The sequence below is a fragment of the Stenotrophomonas sp. 14P6.2.3 genome (genome assembly GCF_057799055.1).
Genome location: NZ_JBYOLA010000017.1, coordinates 40507 through 57632, shown reverse-complemented (window position 1 = coordinate 57632; position 17126 = coordinate 40507). Strand labels below are relative to the sequence as shown.

Genomic DNA, 17126 nt, shown 5'->3' with positions numbered 1-17126 from the left:
GCCATCGGCTCAGGCCCGCCCGGGCGCAAGCAGCTGCGGCTGCACGCCGGCGGCGCGCAGTTCGCTGGCGACGACGTCCTGGAAGCTCAGGGTCGGGTTCATCTCGCACAGCATGCCGACCCGGATCCAGAACGTGGCCTGGGCATTGATCGAGCGGTTGGAGACGGTGCAGGCACGGCGCAGCTGGTCGTGCAGGGTGTCATCGATGTTGACGATGCCCATGGGAGTTCTCGACAGGGAATATACGAAGCGTATACGAAACGTATATCACCTCTCAAGCCCGTGGCATTCAGCCAGCATCCGTGGCGAAGCGCAGGCGGTTGGCGTCCGGATCGACGATCAGCATTTCGCGGCTTCCCCAGTCCGTATCGTGTGGCGGCTGCTCGATGGGTACCCCCGCAGCGCTGAAAGCACGATGCAGGGCATCGACGTCGTTGACGATGAAATACACCGCGCCGCCCACTTCGCAGTCGCCGGTGTGTTCGGTCAGGAAGATCGTCTGGCCCTCGCGGGTGAGCTGGGCGAACAGCGGGAAGCCGGGTTCGAAGCGGTGCTCCCAGTCGACGAGGAAGCCCAGGCCCTGTACGTAGAACGGCAGGCTGGTATCGGCATGGCGCATGCGCAGCTGCGGGATGACGGTCTGGGGCATGACGGCAACTCCGGGGGCGGGAACCCAGTGTAGTGCCGAGCCATGCTCGGCTATCGCCTTTTGTAGGGTCGAGCCATGTTCGACTCAGGGGACCGCGAACAGAAGCCGAGCATGGCTCGGCTCTACAAAAAAAAGCCGCTCAGCAGGCGGTCGGCACTGCGGCCATCGCCGCCAGCAGTTCGCGGTTCACCTGCTGGTGCTGCTGCTGCCATGTCGGCAGATCATCGGCGCTGATGTCGGGCTGCCCATCCAGCGACGACAACCAGCGCTTGAAACGGCTCTGGTAGTTGGGCAGTGAAACCTCGCCGGTGATGTCGCTGCCCACCAGTCCACCGGTGCGCAGGGCCTCGATCACCATCAGCGCATGTTCAAGCTGGAAGCGGCCCTGATCCCAGTTGCTGCGTGCTACCTCTTCAGCGAACACGTCCTTGTCGATCGACAGATAGGTGGGCCGCGGCGCTTGAGCCTGTTCGGCGGCGAACGCGGCAACCAGTGCCTCGGGATGTTCGAAGCGGCGGAAGGCACCTGCCATGCCCACGCGGCTGGCCCAGCCCACATCCACATCCATGCACCAGTAGGTCAGCCGCCGTCCCAGCAAGGGCCGCCAGTGGTTCTCCCACGCGTGGCCCACGCCGATATCGGTGGAGGTGATGCCCAGCACGTGCACATGCGATACCTGCGGCAGCGCAGCGGCGGCATTCACCCAGGAACCGCAGTGCATGCCGAAGGGAAAGCGCATGTTGTCCGGATGGTTGTCCAGCACCACCAGCTGGAACGGGGCGCGCGTGTGCAGGCGCTGCAGCAGTGGCAGGCTGAGATGGTGGAAGTCGCCGCTGCCGAGCATCACCGTGCCGAGTTGTGTCGGCAACGGCAACAGAACGTCATTGGCGAAGCGCGACAGCGTGGTGTTTCGGCAGGCAAAACGCAGCGGGTCATGCCAGTGCTGCAGCGCGAGCGTGCGTGCCTGCGGCAACGGCAGTACGCCACCATCGAGGTCGAGGATCAGCGGGGGACGCAGCTGCATCGGTCAACCCCCTCCATCCGGCTCAGCCTGCAGGTGCGGGGCCAGCCTGCGCAGGGCGGCGCGCAGGAGGGGCGAACGCGCATGCACCGCATGTACGGTGGAAGTGAAGCGGGCACCCAGTTCGGCCTTGATGCGTGAATCGGTCCAGCCGGCGACATAGTGGCTGAGGCCGTGTTGCATCGCGTACTCCAGGTTGTGCATCCAGCTGACCGAGTACAGGTTGTGGTCGCGCGACTGCGGATAGGACAGGCCGATGTACTTGTCCACCAGTTTGCCGGCGTGCACGTAGCACAGGTTCCAGCCGATCAGCTCGCCGTTGTGGCGGTAGAGGAACAAGCGTCCCTGGCCCTGCGTGTCTGCCAGCAGGTGCTGGAAGAAGGGCAGGTCGAGCTGGTCGAAATGCACGGCGCTTTGTGCATACACCTGCAGGTACAGCGCGTGCAGTTCGGCCTGCATCCGTGGCTCGGCAAGCGCGGGGTCGCCGGTAGCGATGCAGTCGATCTGCAGGTGGGCACGCGAGCGCAGCTTGCGCCGGATGTTCTTGCGCCGTGTGGCGGAAAGGCGCGCCAGGTAGGTGTCGATGCAATCGAAATCGATCGCCACCCATGCCAGTGGCATGCCTTCCAGCTGGACGAACCCGCGTTCCAGCAGCGCCTGCAGGAACGCCTGGCTGTGCGCGTTGGCGGCGTCGTCCAGCAAGGGGGAATCGATCGCCAGATCCTTGACCACCAGCAGTCGACTGTCACCGACGCCGTGACGCAGCACGTCGTCGGCCAGTGCAGCCGCCGACACATGTGCCGGCAGCGGTGTGTACTCGGTGCTGGTGGCGCCGATGAACCGCGTCTGCCAGGTCAGCCACGGCCGCCACAGGCGCGACAGCGGCAGCCCCAATAGGCGCGAGCGCAGTGCATCGTCCAGGGTCGTGGTCAGATCCAGCGGCGCACGGAAGCTGGGCAGGCCGCTGGGCAGGCGGCTGGCATCGAACCCCAGGGGCGGGTGGGCCAGGAAGCCCTCCAGCAGCGCGGCCGGTTCCAGCGCGGTGCTGGATACACGCGGAATCATGTCCATGCGGGGCACGGGAACCGGCAGCGCATTGCAGTTCAGCCCTTGGCCTTGGTCAGCAGCTGGTCGAGCAGGGTGATCGCCAGATCGATCTCTTCGTAGGTGATGTTCAACGAAGGCGCGAAGGTGATCACGTTCTTGTACCAGCCACCGACATCGAGCACGAGGCCCATGCGCTTGCCGTCGTGCAGCAGGTCGCCAGCCAGGCCGATGTCGACCATGCGGTCCAGCAGCTCACGGTTCGGAGTGAAGCCATCGGCGGCGCAGATTTCTGCACGCAGGGCCAGGCCGAGGCCGTCGACATCGCCGATTTCCGGATGTCGCTTCTGCAGGCCGCGCAGGCCGTCGAGGAAGTAGGCGCCCTTTTCCGGCACGGTGCGCTCGTAGTCCATCTCCTTGCCCAGCTTCAGCACTTCCAGGCCCAGGCGCGTACCCAGCGGATTGGAGTTGAAGGTGGAGTGGGTGGAGCCCGGCGGGAACACGGTCGGGTTGATCAGCTCTTCGCGCGCCCACAGGCCCGACAACGGGTTGAGGCCGTTGGTCAGCGCCTTGCCGAACACCAGCACGTCCGGGGTGACACCGAAGTGCTCGATGGACCACAGCTTGCCGGTGCGCCAGAAGCCCATCTGGATTTCATCGACGACCATCAGGATGCCGTACTTGTCCAGCACGCGCTTGAGGCCCTTGAAGAAGTTGCGCGGCGGAATGACATAGCCGCCGGTGCCCTGGATCGGCTCGACGTAGAACGCGGCGTACTCGGCCTGGCCGACCTTGGGGTCCCACACGCCGTTGTACTCGCTTTCGAACAGGCGCTCGAACTGGTGCACGCAGTGGTCGGAGTACTCGTCCGGGGTCATGCCCTTCGGGCGACGGAACGGATACGGGAACGGAATGAACATCGCGCGTTCGCCGAAGTGGCCGTAGCGACGGCGATAGCGGTAGCTGGAGGTGATGGACGAAGCGCCGAGGGTGCGGCCGTGGTAGCCGCCTTCGAACGCGAACATCAGGCTCTTGCCGTTGCGCGCGTTGCGGACGATCTTCAGAGAATCCTCCACGGCCTGCGCACCACCGACGTTGAAGTGCACGCGGCCATCGAGGCCGAACTTCTCGTGCATGTCCACCGCGATGGTCTTGGCCAGCTGCACGCGCGTGGGGTGCAGGTACTGGCTGGCGACCTGCGGCAGGGTGTCGATCTGGTCCTTCAGCGCATTGTTCAGGCGCTGGTTGGCGTAACCGAAGTTGCACGCCGAGTACCACATCTGCAGATCGAGGTACGGGGTGCCGGCGGCGTCGAACATGTAGCTGCCTTCGCAGCGCTGGAAGATCTTCGGCGGATCGACGTAGTGCACGGTGTCGCCGAAGGAACTGTAGCGGGCTTCGTCTGCCAGCAGCTGCGCATCGGTGATGGCGGCATCGGCGTTCTTGTCAAAAATATTCATCGGTTCGGTTCCGGAGAGGGCATTCGAAGGAAGCAACGGGCGGAGCGATCAGGCGGTGGCGAGCAGCCGCGGAAGCGAGGGCTGAAGCAGGCTGCCGTCGAGCAGGCGCGGCAGCAGCGCAGTAGCGTCGTGGAAGGTGTCGATGGCGGCGTGGGGAATGCCGGCGTCGGTGCAATGGGCAATGAGGCGACGCTTGGCGAATACGAAGTCGGCGTGTTCGGATACGCAGAAATCCGAGGCACCATCACCGATCATCAGCACGCGGGGTGCTTCGTCGGCACGTGCCTGCGCCGCGCAGGTGCACTTGCAGGTGCCGCTGCGGCAGCCTTCGGCCTGGTAGGGGGATTCCAGTTGCCAATGACCGTCACACCAGCGCAGGTGGTTGGCCACTACAGGCAGCGGTGGCAGGCCATGGTTGGCGAGGATGCGATGGATCGCGTAGTCCAGACCGTCGCTGACGATGCGCAGAGGCAGGCCCAACGCGTGTGCGCGATTGACGAAGGCGGCGAAGCCCGGATCGATGCGTACCTGGTCCAGGTGTGCATCGAGGGTGGCCGGATCCAGCTTCAGCAGGCGGACCTGGCCCTGCATGCATTCACGCGAGCCGATCTCACCCGAACGCCACTGATCCTCCAGCTGCTGCCAACCGGGTTGGCCGAACTTTTCCAACAGTGAATCGATGACGTCCTCGAGGCTGATGGTGCCATCGAAGTCACACAGGATGCTCCATTGCATGGGCAGCTCCGTCGATGAAGAGAGGCCTTGGCACGATGCCGGCGACGGGGCCAATGTAGGCAGGCCGTCTTTCTCGTTCCTTTCCGCCTGAAAGCACGAAGGGAGGCGCTCGGGAAGCGTTCAGCCAGTGACGCGGAGCAGGCCTCGCCTGGCTTCAGCCACTACTGGCGCGCGAGCACCTTCACGATCTCGTGGGTGTCTGCATGGGTCAGCCAGGGACTGTTGCCCACGGTCAGGCAGCGGGCGGCGAAGTCGCGGGCATTGGGTACGTCCGCGTCTGCGACGATGCCGCGCAGATAGGCGTAGTCCGGCAGGGCATGGATGAACATGCGGCTGACACCCAGGCCGCGCTGCCACAGCGCGGACAGCGCCTTGTCACGCGCACGTTCACTGGGCAGCAGCAGCATCAGCATCGGCCAGGTGCCCTGGGTGCCAGGCATTCCGTCCACCACGTCAACGGCGGGCAGCGACTCCAGCTGCACGCGCAGCTGCAGCGCACGCAGGCGGGCCGCCTGCAGGAAATCGGGCAGGCGCTGTGCTGCGCGTGCACCGACGTTCTGCCGCCAGCGGCTGACGCGATGCTGCGGAATGTCCAGCGGAAACACATCGCCCACCGCAGCTTCCAGGTCGCCGCTGCGCAGGGCGCGCCGCAGCGGGTTTCCATACACCAGCGACAGCAGGGGAGGGCGGTAACAGGCTGCCAGGCCCAGCAGCTGCAGGCTGCGGGTCAGCTCCCAGCGCAGGCTGAAGGGCGTGTGTGCTGCGGCCTGCTCGATCAATGCCGCACGCAGTGCTTCGTCGCGCGTCAGCAGCAGGCCACCCTCATGCAGGCTCAGTCCCTTGCCGGCGGCCAGGCTGAAGAAGCCGATATCACCGCGCAGGCCGACGCTGTTGCCGGCCACACGGGCCCCCAGCGCCTGCGCAGCGTCCTCGATCACCCATGCACCGACGCGGTGCGCGATCGCACAGGCGCGATCGACATCGGCGATGCGCCCGCCCAGGTGCGTGGGAATGATCGCCAACGTGCGTGCATCGGCTGCGGCGTGCAATGCTACCGGGTCGAAATCGAAGTGGTCGCGGCGGGTATCGCACAGCTGTATGCGCAGGCCGAGGCTGTGCACGGCAATCGGCACCAGTGGGCAGGTATAGGCCGGCAGGATCACCGTATCGCGGTGCGGTGCGCGCCTGCGCAGGGTGCGCAGGGCGATCAGCAGGGCGTGGGTGCCCGAGCAGGTCAGCTGCAGCGGCGGCGTGCCCAGCTGCTCGGCGAGAATCGCGCACAGGTCACCGCCACCGGGAAGGAAATCGCCGGCCTGCAGCGGCAGGCCGGCGGTGGGCGGCAACTCGCGCGACAGCAGGCTCACGGGGATGGTTCAGTTGCAGCGTGCGGATCATCCGCTTCGGCACGACCCAGGCAGATGATGCCGGCCACGATCAGCACCGCACCGATCAGGTGATGCAGCGTCAACGGTTCGTGCAGCAGCCACGCTGACAGCAGCAGCACGCTGATCACTTCCAGGTGCGAGGCCGCGAACGCAGGGCCGATCGGCGCGTGCCGCAGCAGGCTCATCCAGGTGAAGAACGCGCCGACGTAACCGAGCATCGCGCCGTACACCCAGGGCTGCGACAGCACGCGCAGCAGCCACGCGGTGTTGGCCTCGACCGGCAGCGCGGCGTCGCCGGCATACTTGAAGCACAGCTGGGCCAAGGTGTCGAAGGCCATCAGCAGCGGAAAGCCGACCAGGTACAACCGCCTCATGTTCCGGCTCCGACCACGGCAACACCGGCACTGACCAGCAGCATGCCGGTCACCCGCAACGGCGTCAGCCGCTCGCGGAACAGGAGGCGGCCGGCAACCATCAACGCGACGATGTTGATCGAGCCGAGCAGTACGCCCTGCGACAACGGTACCAGCGACAGGAAGGCGATCCAGGCGACGAATTCAAGCACGTAGCAGGCGATGCCCAGCCACAGCCAGGGACGGCCGAACATGTGTTTCCAGCGCTGCAGGCCTTCGCCCTCCTGCGGGTCGCTGGCGGCAGCCTTGAAGGCCAGCTGGCCGCCGGTGTCGAGCACCACGTTGACCAGCCACAGCAGGGTGGCAAGCGATCCCATCTCAGGCGACCGCCTGCAGCACGCCCGCACGTTCGCCGATGGCGCTGAAGAAGCGCGCGCTGCGGCGGATCACCTCGCGTCGTTCGCGATCGATGGTGATCATGTGGTAGCTGTCTTCCAGCACCACCAGTTCGGTCGGTCCGCTGACGCGCGAGATCACCAGCTCGGCATTGCCCATGCTGGCCACGTCGTCCTCGCGGGCGTGCATCACCAGGCACGGTGCCGTGACCTGGTGCAGGTGACGGCGGGTCCAGGTGCTCAGTGCACGCATTTCGGCCAACGCATGCCACGGATTGCCCGGCAGGCCGGCAGCGGCACTGTCACCGGACAGCATGGCGGCGCTGACCTGCGCGCGCAGGCGCTCGTCGCGCAGGCCATACGGCGGCTCTTCCATGAACATGCGGTCGCGGCCGATGCCCAGGCGTTTGAACCACGGCAGCAGGAACGAGAAGCGCGCAACCGCCGGAATATTCCAGCCGTCGTAGCGGAAGGTGGCGCCGTACACGCCCACGCCGGAGACCCAGTCCGGCCGGCGCGCGGCCAGTGCCAGCGCCAGCACCGCACCCATCGACAGCCCGCCGACGAACAACTGGTCAACCTTGCCGCGCAGGTTCGCGGCCGCATCTTCCACGCCTTGGTACCACTCTTCCCAGCGGGTCTGCAGCAGGTCCTCGACGCTGCCGCAGTGGCCTGGCAGCTGCACACCGTGCACGCTGAAGCCGGCGTTGTTCAGCCCTTTGCCCAGCATGCGCATCTCGGCCGGCGTGCCGGTCAGGCCATGGATCAGCAGGACACCCTGCGGGCCACCGGGAAGAAAGAACTCATGGGATGCGGACACCAGTCGGCTCCAGCGCGGCAGTCGGGATGGCCAGCATCGCAAGCGCGATTTTCGGCAACCTTTCAGCGGACCGGCTGGATCAAGGGCCCTTCAGCAACGGTATGGTGATGGATACCTTCAGGCCGCCACCGGGACGGTTGAGGTAACCCAGGCGCCCGCCCAGATGCTCGACGGCCTCATGGGCGATGGCCAGGCCGAGGCCGGTGCCGCTGGCGGCAGTGCCGGGCGCGCGGAAGAAACGTTCCCCCAACCGCGACATCACGTCCTCGGGTACGCCCGGGCCGTTGTCTTCGACGTACAGCTCGACATCATTGTCGTCGAGGGTCTGCACGCCCACCGTGACGGTCGCATCCACGCCGGCGTAGCGCAGGGCGTTGTCGATCAGATTGTCCAGCGCCTCGTGCAGCAGGGCGCCGTTGCCCAGTATCCGCACCGGCTGCTGCGGACCCAGATAGCCCAGGTCGATGCCATCGCGGATCGCTTCGGGCACGCGCATGCCCACCCATTGCGGCACCAGCTCGGACAGGTCCAGCGCCTCCACCGTCTCCGGCACGGTCTGGGCACGGCTCAACGCCAGCAGCTGGGTGCTGACGCGGGCGGTTCGCTGGTTGAGCCGGCGGATGTTCTGCAGCGCTTCGCGCACGGTCTCTGGATCGCCGTGGGCCAGTGCCTGGTCCACGTGCAGTGCCATGCCCGCCAGCGGCGAGCGCAACTGGTGCGCGGCATCGGCAATGAAGCGGTTCTGCAGCGTGATCATTTCCGCCTGCCGCGCGAACAGGCCATCGATGGTGCTGATCAGGGGCTGGATTTCCTCGGGCACGTCGGCGTCGGAAATCGGTGCCAGCTCGCCGCGGCGCTGGGCCAGGCGCGAGGTCAGCGGAGTGAGAATACGCAGGCCGTGGGTGACGCCGAACCAGACCAGTGCCGCCATTCCAAGGGCCAGCATGGCCATCAGTGGAATGACGATCATCAGGATCTCGCGTGCACGCTGGCGGCGGTCGGCCATGCTTTCGGCCACGGTCACCGCCAGCTGGTCCTGCGGATCGTTCATCGCCTGGGTGCAGACCGTCGACATGCGCACCTGCTGGCCATTCAATTCACCTTCGTACAGTGCCGGGTGCATACCGCTGCAGTCCTGCGACGGTGCATAGGCGCTGAAATCCGCGTTGCCGGCGATGGTGCCCAGGCGGCTGCTGTCGACGTTGAAGTAGCGGTGACCGTCGGGGTCGTACTCGATGAGAAAGCGTGCCTGCGGGGACAGGTCGCTGCTGACCGGCATGGTGCTGAGCATCTGTGCGAACGACACGGTGTCGTCGGTCAGGTTGCGGTCGTGGATGCGGTTGGAGTAGTCCAGCGCCACGTAGTACGCCAGCAGCGTGTTGAAGGTCAGCAGGCCCAGCATCGGCAGCGCCAGGAAGGCGAGCAGACGCCGTCGCAGGCTGGGCGGTCCGCTGATCACGCGCCGGCGTCTTCCAGCATGTAGCCCAGCCCGCGCACCGTGCGGATGCCCATGCCGCCCGGCTGCAGCTTGCGGCGCAGGCGATGCAGGGCGATGTCCAGGCCATTGTCGGTCAGGTCCTGGCCCCAGTCGCACAGGGCCTCCACCAGTTGCGCACGGGAGACGATGCGCTCGGCACGCACCGCCAGGGCGGACAGCAGGCCGAATTCGCGCGCGGTCAGCTCCAGCGTCTGCTCGTCTATCCACACCCGGTGCCCGGTCAGGTCCAGGCGCAGCCGGCCGATGCGCAGGTCCGGGTTGCCGTTGCTGGTGACCCGGCGCAGCTGCGCGCGCACGCGTGCTTCGAATTCGTCCAGCGCAAAGGGTTTGACCAGGTAGTCGTCGGCTCCCAGGTCGAGCACGCGCACGCGCTCGGCCAGGCCATCGCGTGCGGTGACCACCAGCACGGCCAGGCCATCGCCGCGCTGGCGCAGCCGTTGCAGCACGTCACGGCCATCCAGCTGGGGCAGGCCAAGATCCAGCACCAGCAGTGCGTACTGGGTGGAATTCAGAGCGGCATCGGCATGCGCGCCGTTGTCCACGTGGTCGACCACGTGGCCCTGGCGGCGCATCGAGGCGCACAGGCCGGAGGCGATGTCGGGGTCGTCTTCTGCGATGAGAACGCGCATGCGCGGGGCTCCTGGGGGCGGATGGGCCGCCCGCTGGACAGGGCGGGCCTCTCGGCTGCCGAGGGTAGCGGCAAACCGGGTGCAGGTGGCGGCCGTGGGGGACCTGAACCGGCCCGGCGCTGGCCCTTCGTTCAGTCCTGCAGGCCGGGCTCGCCCTTGGCCAGTGGCACCCGCGAACCGTCCAACAGGCCGCGGCTGAGCTTGCCGTCCTCGATGAACAGCAGCTCGCCGTTCTCGCCGTTCTTGATGCTGCTGTCGATGGCGATCACGCGGCCGTCGTGGAAGCTGCTGACATGTGGCATGGAGGTGTGGCCGACCACGATGCGCTTGAGCTGGAGGCGCTCGAGCACCGCCTGCACGCCCGGGGTGTCCAGGCGTCCGTCGAAGTAGCCGCGGTACCAGATCGGGCTGGTCTTGCCGTCGTACAGCGGTGCAGTGGCGGGGTCTGCCTTCACCTCGGCCTTGGGGATGCCCAGCGAGGCCTGGTAGGCGGCGTTGGTGTGGGCCGGGTCCAATGCCATCTGCACGGCATCGGGCGAGATGCCGCCGTGCAGGAACAGGGTATCGCCGATCTGCAGCAGCACCGGGCGCGTGCGCAGCCACTGGCCGATCACCGAGTCGGCAGCATACAGCTGCGGATAGCTGCGACCGAGCAGCTGCGCGCTGCGCAGGTACTTCGGGTTGACGTAGCGCAGGTCGTCGTACAGCACCATGGTCTCGTGGTTGCCGAGCACGAAATGCACCGCGCCACCGGCCGCCGCCGCCTGCTGCTGCAGGCCGTACAGCAGCCAGAACGCTTCGGTCACCCGTGGGCCGCGATCAAACACGTCGCCCGCGATCACCAGCGTGTCCGCGCCCAGTGCCCAGCGGTCCTGTGCGTCGATCACCCGGTTGGCGCGCAGCAGGCGGACCAGCAGGTCGTACTGGCCGTGGATGTCGGACACGGCGACGATGCGGGGCACGGCGGGCAGCACGGATGCCGACGGCGCATTCGGCGGCAGCACATGCACCGCATGCGGATAGCCGCAGTGCACGGCAACGTCCGCGCCCTCGCTGCCGGCGTGCACGGTCTGGGTTTCCACCTGGTCCTGGCAGATCCACTGCGCTTTCAGCTGCGCGCCTTCACGGAACAGGTAAGGACCATCGCTGTCGACGTGTTCTGCGGGTGCTGCCACGTCGCGGGCCGAGGCCAGTGGTGCGGCCAGCAGCAGGACCAGCGGCAGCAGGATCGAAACGGTTCGGGCGTAGTTCGGCATCGGCGGCATTCAGCGGCAGGAGACCAGCGATGCTAACTGCCCGGGGACGTCGCCGGTGTGCGTGAACGGGCGGATCAGGGCCGGCCGCCTTCTTCCTTGAGCTTGCGCACGCGGGTATCGGCGGCGTGCAGGGGCTGGCCATCGCGTCCGTGGGGTTGCATGTAGGGCAGCGGCCGGCGGCTGCTGGATTCGATCAGCTGCGAGTGTGCCTCGCCTGCAGCGAAGCGATGCCGTTCTCCCCATTGGCGCAGGGCGACCAGCAGCGGGAACAGGTCCTGGCCGGCCGCGGTCAGCACATAGTCCTGGTAGGCGCTGCCATCGGCGGCAGGCTGCTGCACCAGCAGCCCCGCCTCGACCAGTCGCCGCAGGCGGTCGCTGAGGATGTTGCGCGCCGCGCCCAGGCTGCGCTGGAAATCGCCGAAGCGGCTGATGCCATCGAAGGCGTCGCGGATGATCAGCAACGCCCAGCGGTCGCCAAGCAGATCGGCGCTGCGGGCCACGGGGCAGGGGCTGTTGGCGTGCATGGTGGACTCCATCGATTGTGGTTGCAGTTTAAAACCAGTGGCGCTACCGTGCACGCAGTTTCAAATTGCAACCACACTGATGATGCCTTCGCTGTCCCGCCCGTTGCTGGGCCTGCTCGCCATTGCTGCCGGTGCCAGCGTGGCCAACGTTTACTTCGCGCAGCCGCTGCTGGAGCGCCTGGCCCACGATTTCGCCCTGGATGCCGCGGTTGCCGGTGCACTGCTGGCTGCCACCCAGGCCGGCAGCGTGCTGGCCCTGCTCGGATTGCTGCCGCTGGCCGACCGTGGCGACCGTCGCCGACTGCTGCGGGTGCAACTGCTGGCGCTGGTGGTGGCGCTACTGTGGCTGGCCGCCGCCCGCAGCACCGCATGGTTGCTGTCGGGCATGCTGCTGGCGGGGCTGCTCGGTACCGCGCTCACCCAAGGGTTGATCGCCTACGCCGCCAACCTCGCTGCACCGGAGCAACGCGGGCGGGTGGTTGGCATGGTCCAGGGCGGTGTGTTCATCGGCCTGCTGTCGGCACGCGTGGTGTCCGGCGCGGTCGCCGCCATGGCCGGATGGCGCGCGGTGTACCTGCTGTCGGCACTGTTGATAACAGCGCTGGCGCTGCTGCTGTGGCGGCGGCTGCCGCACGTGCCAGTGCCTGCAATGGCGCCGGCGTGGCGCGAGCTGCTGCGCTCCATGGTCCAGATGCTGCTGCAGGATCGGGCACTGCGCGAACGTGGGCCCTTGGCACTGCTGTTGTTTGCCGGTCTCAATGTGTTCTGGGCCGCGGTGCCACTGCCGTTGTCGGCGCCGCCCCTGAGCTGGTCGACCGCTGGCATCGGCGCGCTGGGCCTGGCTGGCATCATCGGCGCGCTGCTGGCGGCGCGGGTCGGGCACTGGATGGATCGTGGTTTTGCCCACCGGGTGAGCCTGGGCGCGCTGCTGTTGATGCTGGTCGCCTGGGCGCCGCTGCTGGGCCTGCCGCAGTCGCTGGCGCTGTTGCTGCTGGGCGTGGTGGTGCTGGACCTGGGCGGGCAGGCATTGCATGTGTCCAACCAGGCACTGCTGCTGCGCGCACCGGCCGAACAGCATGGGCGCCTGGTGGCGCTGTACATGCTGTTCTATGCGGTGGGCAGCGGTGTGGGCGCTGCCGCAGGCACTTGGATGCAGGCGCGCTACGGGTGGCCGGCGGTGTGCGCGCTGGGAGCGGGAATCGCCCTGCTGGGCTTGGCGTGGTGGGCGACGTGGCGTATTTCGCGCAAGGCCGCCCGGTAGCGCCGACGCTGTTCGATGCCCTACCGCGCGCGCTGCAGGCTCAACGTTGCAGTGCGCGTCGCCCGGGTGCCTCGGGCAGTGCTTCGTCGGCCACCACCACACGGTTGCGGCCTTGTCGCTTGGCGGCATACATCGCCGCGTCGGCGCGCGCCATCAGCCGCTCGTAATCGGGATGCCCATCGTGCCCAGCCACGCCGATGCTGGCGGTCAGCCCCAGCGTCTGTCCATTCGGCAGGGTGATCGGCGATTGTGCGATCTGCCGGCGCAGGCTTTCGGCAATCACCTCCGCCTGCGATTCGCTCGCCGCCACCAGCACCACCACGAACTCCTCGCCGCCGTAGCGGAACAGGTAGTCGCTGCCACGGGTCTGCTGGCCGAGCAGGGCGGCAACGTGCTGCAGCGCGCGGTCGCCGGCGTCGTGGCCGTGGCCATCGTTGATCGCCTTGAAATGATCCAGATCCAGCAACAGCAGCGAGAACGGCGTGTGGTTGCGCGTGGACAATTCGATCTCACGGCGCAGCACCGTCGGCAGGAAGCGCCGGTTGAGCAGGTTGGTCAACGCATCGCTGCCTGCATCCAGTTCGCCGATGCGTTCGAACAGCAGGGTCATCAGGTTGCGGATGGTGGCGAGGTCTTCGCGGATCGCCGGCAGGGCCGCCAGTCGCCGTGCCGGATCTTCATCCGTGGCGCGCTGCAGGCTGCTGTCGATGCGTGCCATCAGCTGGGCGACCTGCTGTGTCTCGCTACTTTCGCCGAAGCTGGGAATACCCTTGTGGGTGAACCACAGGCCGAACTCCGACGTCGCCAGACTGGCGTTGTCGGCGCCTGTCGCATGGCCAGCGAGCGTGTACAGCAGGCTGTTTTCCCAATCCAGCAGCAGGGCGCGCTGGCGCTCGCGCTCGGTGCTGACGTTCTGCACCAGCGAGAACAGCCGGTACGCTGCATCGGTGCGCGACGAGCGCTCACGTGCATGCGTATAGGCCAGGGTCATGCCCTCCATGGCGATGTCCATGATCGCGCTGAGGCAATCGATGGCGGCGAAAGCGGTGTCGTTGTCTTGGGCATCGGCGCGCAGGCGCACGAACAGTTCGTGCTTGAGTACGCGTGCACCGCGTGCCACCAGGTCAACCGGAATACCGACCCGTGCATGCACATCGCCGATCACCCGCTGTGCGGCGACCGTAGCGGCAATTCCATCCGCATCGGTGGTCAGCAGCTGGGCCAGCCAGCGCTGCATCGCCGGCTGCAGGCGCTGCTTGACCTGTTCATGGGACAGGAAGCGGCGCGCACGCGTGTCCTGCAGCAGCACCTCGTAGAAGCGCTGCGCCAGCATTGGCGGTGCGTCGTCGGCCACGGCATGCAGCAGTGCGGCAGCGGCGGGGCCGGCCTGCAGCAGGCACTGCTGCCAGGCCTGGGCCAGCGGTTGGCTGGCTTCGTCCAGTTGGGGTGTATCCACGTCGATCTCTAGCGGCGCACAACAGACCACGGTATCGGCCGCAGCTGTCGACGGTTGATGGCAGGTAAGCCGTCCAGTTTAAGCGCCATGCAGGCCGAAAAACCCGGGCAGAGCACATGCCGGCCGATGCCGCAATGCGTTGACGCATTTGAGAATCACTCGCATTTATGAAAAAATGACGTCAGGAACCGACCTGCGGGCATCCCGCAGCGATCGTTCCGCCTCCCCCGTCGCCGCCTCGTGCCCTATGCCAGAGGCTTCCGCTGCCCTGCCAGAAGGTCCAGAACATGCCTGCAAACACTCTTTCACCGCGCCCGCTGGCGCTCGCCGTCGCCGCGCTGCTGGCCGGCGCTGCGGTTACCGCGCATGCGGAAACCGATGCCACCGATATCGATACCGTGCATGTCACTGCGTCGCAGATCGCGCGGCAGGCGCTGGGCACCTCCACCATCACCGCTGAAGACATCGCCAAGCGACCGCCGGTCAACGACATCGCCGAACTGCTGCGTACGATGCCCGGCGTCAATCTGACCGGTAACAGCGCGTCGGGCCAGTACGGCAACAACCGGCAGATCGATCTGCGCGGCATGGGCCCGGAAAATACCCTGATCCTGATCGACGGCAAGCGCGTGGGTGCACGCGACGCGGTGCGCATGGGCCGCAGTGGCGAGCGCAACACGCGTGGCGATACCAACTGGGTGCCGGCGGAAATGATCGAACGCATCGAAGTGCTGCGCGGCCCGGCGGCGGCGCGCTATGGCTCGGGTGCATCCGGTGGCGTGGTCAACATCATCACCAAGCGCCCCACTGGCGACCTGACCGGTGCGGTTGACCTGTACGGCCTGGTGCCCGAACACAGTGCCGAAGGTGGCAGCGAGCGCGTCGGCCTGCAGCTGAGCGGGCCGATGACCGACACGCTGTCGTTCCGGCTGTACGGCAACCTCAACAAGACCGATGCCGATTCGCTGGATCTCAACCGCAACTTCGCCACCGGCGCCAATGCGGTACCGCCGGCGGGCCGCGAGGGCGTCAAGAACCGCGATGTCAACGCACTGCTGCGTTGGGACGTGACCGCCAACCAGGTGGTCGAATTCGAGGCCGGCACCAGCCGCCAAGGCAACATCTATGCCGGCGACCGTGCGGTCAGCAACACAGGCACCTCCACCGGCGTTGATCTCGGTGCGCTGGCCGAGCAGCAGGCCGAGACCAACCGCATGTACCGCAGCACCGGCGCGATCACCCATCGCGGACGCTGGGGCGATGTCAGCTCGCGGCTGACCGCAGCGGTGGAAGGGGTCAACAATTCGCGCATCAACGAGGGCCTGGCCGGTGGCCCGGAAGGCAGCTTCAATGGTGCTGACTGGTCGACCTCGCGCCTGCGCAACTACCAGTTGGACGGCGAGGTCAGCTTCCCGACCACCCTCGGCGGCGCCGAGAACGTGTGGACGCTGGGCTTCGAATACCTCGACAGCCGGCTGACCGATCCGTATTCCATGAGCCAGTCGAGCAGCAGCGGTGGCGGCATTCCGGGCCTTTCGGCCGACCGCGCACGCGGCAAGTCCGATGCACAGACCACCGCCGTCTACGTGGAAGACAACATCTACCTGGGTGAGCGCTGGATCGTGACCCCGGGCCTGCGCTTCGACCATCACAGCCAGTTCGGCAACAACACCAGCCCGAGCCTCAACGCGCAGTTCCGGCTCAACAGTGATTGGGTGGTGAAGGGCGGCATCGCACGCGCGTTCAAGGCGCCGAACCTGTACCAGTCCAACCCGGACTATCTGTATTACACCCGTGGCAATGGCTGCCCGAACGCATTGCCGAGCCTGGGTGCCGGTTGCTACATGCAGGGCAATGCGGATCTGAAGGCAGAGACCAGTTTGAACAAGGAACTGGGCGTGGAGTGGGCACCGCAGAGCGGCTGGCAGGCCTCGTTGACCTACTTCCACAACGACTACAAGGACAAGATCCAGGCCGGTTACACCCAGATCGGCCTGACGGCCGACAGCAAGGGCCGCATCTTCCGCTGGGAGAACGCACCCAAGGCCATCGTGCAGGGGCTCGAGGGCAACCTGGTGATTCCGCTGCTGGGCGAGCAGGGCGACCGCCTGAAGTGGAGCAACAACTTCACCTACATGGTGGAGAACGAAAACAAGAGCACCGGCCAGCCGCTGTCGGTGATTCCCAAGTACACCGTCAACACCATGCTGGACTGGCAAGCCACCGAGCAGTTGTCGCTGCTGCTGACCGGCACCTTCTACGGCAAGCAGGAACCGGCTACGGCCAACATCAACAACGATCCGCGCTGCACGGCCAACTGCGATGCGTCCACGGTGCTGCAGACCCGCGGCGCGTACAACGTCTGGGGCGTGAGCGCGCGCTACAAGGTGACCGATACGGTCAGCGTGGGCTTCGGCGTCAACAACCTGGCCGACAAGCGCCTGTTCCGCGAAGCCAACAGCAGTGATGCCGGTGCGGCGACGTACAACGAACCAGGCCGCGCGTACTGGGCCAGCCTGCGTTTCGGGTTCTGATCCGCTGCGCTCGCCAGGCATGGCCTGGCGCTACCGGAGGCGGGCATGTCACACCGGTAGTGCCGGGCCATGCCCGGCGGCATCGGCCGTGCAGGCCTGAAATGTT

At 66.7% G+C, this 17126-nt stretch carries 17 protein-coding genes; 2 read left to right on the top strand and 15 right to left on the bottom strand.

Annotated features, from left to right (window positions below; translation table 11 throughout):
- Nucleotides 1-9: 9 nt before the first annotated feature.
- From AC27VL_RS14075 to AC27VL_RS14010, 14 genes are all read right to left on the bottom strand, one after another.
- Nucleotides 10-222 (bottom strand): ParD-like family protein, encoded by a 213-nt coding sequence (locus AC27VL_RS14075; RefSeq protein ID WP_025873788.1) that lies wholly within the window; start codon nt 220-222, stop codon nt 10-12.
- Between the two features lie 67 nt (nt 223-289).
- Nucleotides 290-649, bottom strand: coding sequence for a bleomycin resistance protein (locus tag AC27VL_RS14070; RefSeq protein WP_488767004.1), 360 nt, complete (start codon nt 647-649; stop codon nt 290-292).
- Nucleotides 650-788: 139 nt separating this feature from the next.
- Complete coding sequence (locus AC27VL_RS14065) at nt 789-1673, bottom strand: hypothetical protein (RefSeq protein WP_488767002.1); 885 nt, start codon at nt 1671-1673, stop codon at nt 789-791.
- A gap of 3 nt (nt 1674-1676) precedes the next feature.
- A complete protein-coding gene (locus AC27VL_RS14060) occupies nt 1677-2741 on the bottom strand; it encodes a GNAT family N-acetyltransferase (RefSeq protein ID WP_488767000.1) in 1065 nt (354 codons plus the stop codon).
- Between the two features lie 32 nt (nt 2742-2773).
- Nucleotides 2774-4174 carry an aspartate aminotransferase family protein gene (locus tag AC27VL_RS14055; RefSeq protein ID WP_099821090.1) on the bottom strand — a complete coding sequence of 467 codons (1401 nt, stop codon included), beginning with the start codon at nt 4172-4174 and terminating at the stop codon, nt 2774-2776.
- A 48-nt stretch (nt 4175-4222) separates the two neighbouring features.
- Entirely contained in the window at nt 4223-4909 is a 687-nt protein-coding gene (locus tag AC27VL_RS14050; RefSeq protein ID WP_100551957.1) for an MtnX-like HAD-IB family phosphatase, read from the bottom strand.
- A gap of 161 nt (nt 4910-5070) precedes the next feature.
- The gene (locus AC27VL_RS14045) at nt 5071-6273 is read right to left on the bottom strand and encodes a DegT/DnrJ/EryC1/StrS family aminotransferase (protein WP_488766998.1); all 1203 of its coding nucleotides are present in this window, start codon (nt 6271-6273) and stop codon (nt 5071-5073) included.
- Nucleotides 6270-6668: a DMT family transporter gene (locus AC27VL_RS14040; RefSeq protein ID WP_089239700.1), complete on the bottom strand. Its 399-nt coding sequence runs from the start codon at nt 6666-6668 to the stop codon at nt 6270-6272. The genes AC27VL_RS14045 and AC27VL_RS14040 overlap by 4 nt, the downstream gene beginning before the upstream one ends.
- Nucleotides 6665-7024 carry an EamA family transporter gene (locus tag AC27VL_RS14035; RefSeq protein ID WP_488766997.1) on the bottom strand — a complete coding sequence of 120 codons (360 nt, stop codon included), beginning with the start codon at nt 7022-7024 and terminating at the stop codon, nt 6665-6667. The genes AC27VL_RS14040 and AC27VL_RS14035 overlap by 4 nt, the downstream gene beginning before the upstream one ends.
- Before the next feature lies 1 nt (nt 7025).
- Nucleotides 7026-7862, bottom strand: a complete 837-nt coding sequence (locus AC27VL_RS14030) for an alpha/beta hydrolase (RefSeq protein ID WP_488766995.1) — start codon at nt 7860-7862, stop codon at nt 7026-7028.
- A gap of 79 nt (nt 7863-7941) precedes the next feature.
- A complete protein-coding gene (locus tag AC27VL_RS14025) occupies nt 7942-9321 on the bottom strand; it encodes a sensor histidine kinase (protein ID WP_100551961.1) in 1380 nt (459 codons plus the stop codon).
- Nucleotides 9318-9989: a response regulator gene (locus AC27VL_RS14020; RefSeq protein WP_100464099.1), complete on the bottom strand. Its 672-nt coding sequence runs from the start codon at nt 9987-9989 to the stop codon at nt 9318-9320. Before AC27VL_RS14020 ends, AC27VL_RS14025 begins: the two co-directional genes overlap by 4 nt.
- A gap of 131 nt (nt 9990-10120) precedes the next feature.
- On the bottom strand, nt 10121-11254 hold the full coding sequence (locus AC27VL_RS14015) for a metallophosphoesterase (RefSeq protein ID WP_488766993.1): 1134 nt from the start codon (nt 11252-11254) through the stop codon (nt 10121-10123).
- Between the two features lie 65 nt (nt 11255-11319).
- On the bottom strand, nt 11320-11769 hold the full coding sequence (locus AC27VL_RS14010) for a winged helix-turn-helix transcriptional regulator (protein ID WP_488766991.1): 450 nt from the start codon (nt 11767-11769) through the stop codon (nt 11320-11322).
- Nucleotides 11770-11848: 79 nt separating this feature from the next.
- On the opposite strand from AC27VL_RS14010, the gene AC27VL_RS14005 reads away from it, so the two are divergent.
- A complete protein-coding gene (locus AC27VL_RS14005) occupies nt 11849-13030 on the top strand; it encodes an MFS transporter (protein ID WP_488766989.1) in 1182 nt (393 codons plus the stop codon).
- Nucleotides 13031-13070: 40 nt separating this feature from the next.
- Here the strand turns inward: AC27VL_RS14005 and AC27VL_RS14000 are convergent, their stop codons facing one another.
- On the bottom strand, nt 13071-14486 hold the full coding sequence (locus AC27VL_RS14000) for a GGDEF domain-containing protein (protein ID WP_488766987.1): 1416 nt from the start codon (nt 14484-14486) through the stop codon (nt 13071-13073).
- Nucleotides 14487-14773: 287 nt separating this feature from the next.
- Here AC27VL_RS14000 and AC27VL_RS13995 point away from each other — a divergent pair, with 287 nt between their 5' ends.
- Nucleotides 14774-17020, top strand: a complete 2247-nt coding sequence (locus AC27VL_RS13995; protein ID WP_229979307.1) for a TonB-dependent siderophore receptor — start codon at nt 14774-14776, stop codon at nt 17018-17020.
- Nucleotides 17021-17126: the final 106 nt, after the last annotated feature.

What these genes read in the sequence shown, in the direction of transcription:
- AC27VL_RS14015 (WP_488766993.1), bottom strand. Translation starts at nt 11,254, where the DNA reads ATGCCGCCGATGCCGAACTACGCCCGAACCGTTTCGATCCTGCTGCCG.
- AC27VL_RS14075 (WP_025873788.1), bottom strand. Translation starts at nt 222, where the DNA reads ATGGGCATCGTCAACATCGATGACACCCTGCACGACCAGCTGCGCCGT.
- AC27VL_RS14010 (WP_488766991.1), bottom strand. Translation starts at nt 11,769, where the DNA reads ATGCACGCCAACAGCCCCTGCCCCGTGGCCCGCAGCGCCGATCTGCTT.
- AC27VL_RS14035 (WP_488766997.1), bottom strand. Translation starts at nt 7,024, where the DNA reads ATGGGATCGCTTGCCACCCTGCTGTGGCTGGTCAACGTGGTGCTCGAC.
- AC27VL_RS13995 (WP_229979307.1), top strand. Translation starts at nt 14,774, where the DNA reads ATGCCTGCAAACACTCTTTCACCGCGCCCGCTGGCGCTCGCCGTCGCC.
- AC27VL_RS14040 (WP_089239700.1), bottom strand. Translation starts at nt 6,668, where the DNA reads ATGAGGCGGTTGTACCTGGTCGGCTTTCCGCTGCTGATGGCCTTCGAC.
- AC27VL_RS14020 (WP_100464099.1), bottom strand. Translation starts at nt 9,989, where the DNA reads ATGCGCGTTCTCATCGCAGAAGACGACCCCGACATCGCCTCCGGCCTG.
- AC27VL_RS14060 (WP_488767000.1), bottom strand. Translation starts at nt 2,741, where the DNA reads ATGGACATGATTCCGCGTGTATCCAGCACCGCGCTGGAACCGGCCGCG.
- AC27VL_RS14050 (WP_100551957.1), bottom strand. Translation starts at nt 4,909, where the DNA reads ATGCAATGGAGCATCCTGTGTGACTTCGATGGCACCATCAGCCTCGAG.
- AC27VL_RS14055 (WP_099821090.1), bottom strand. Translation starts at nt 4,174, where the DNA reads ATGAATATTTTTGACAAGAACGCCGATGCCGCCATCACCGATGCGCAG.
- AC27VL_RS14065 (WP_488767002.1), bottom strand. Translation starts at nt 1,673, where the DNA reads ATGCAGCTGCGTCCCCCGCTGATCCTCGACCTCGATGGTGGCGTACTG.
- AC27VL_RS14005 (WP_488766989.1), top strand. Translation starts at nt 11,849, where the DNA reads ATGATGCCTTCGCTGTCCCGCCCGTTGCTGGGCCTGCTCGCCATTGCT.
- AC27VL_RS14070 (WP_488767004.1), bottom strand. Translation starts at nt 649, where the DNA reads ATGCCCCAGACCGTCATCCCGCAGCTGCGCATGCGCCATGCCGATACC.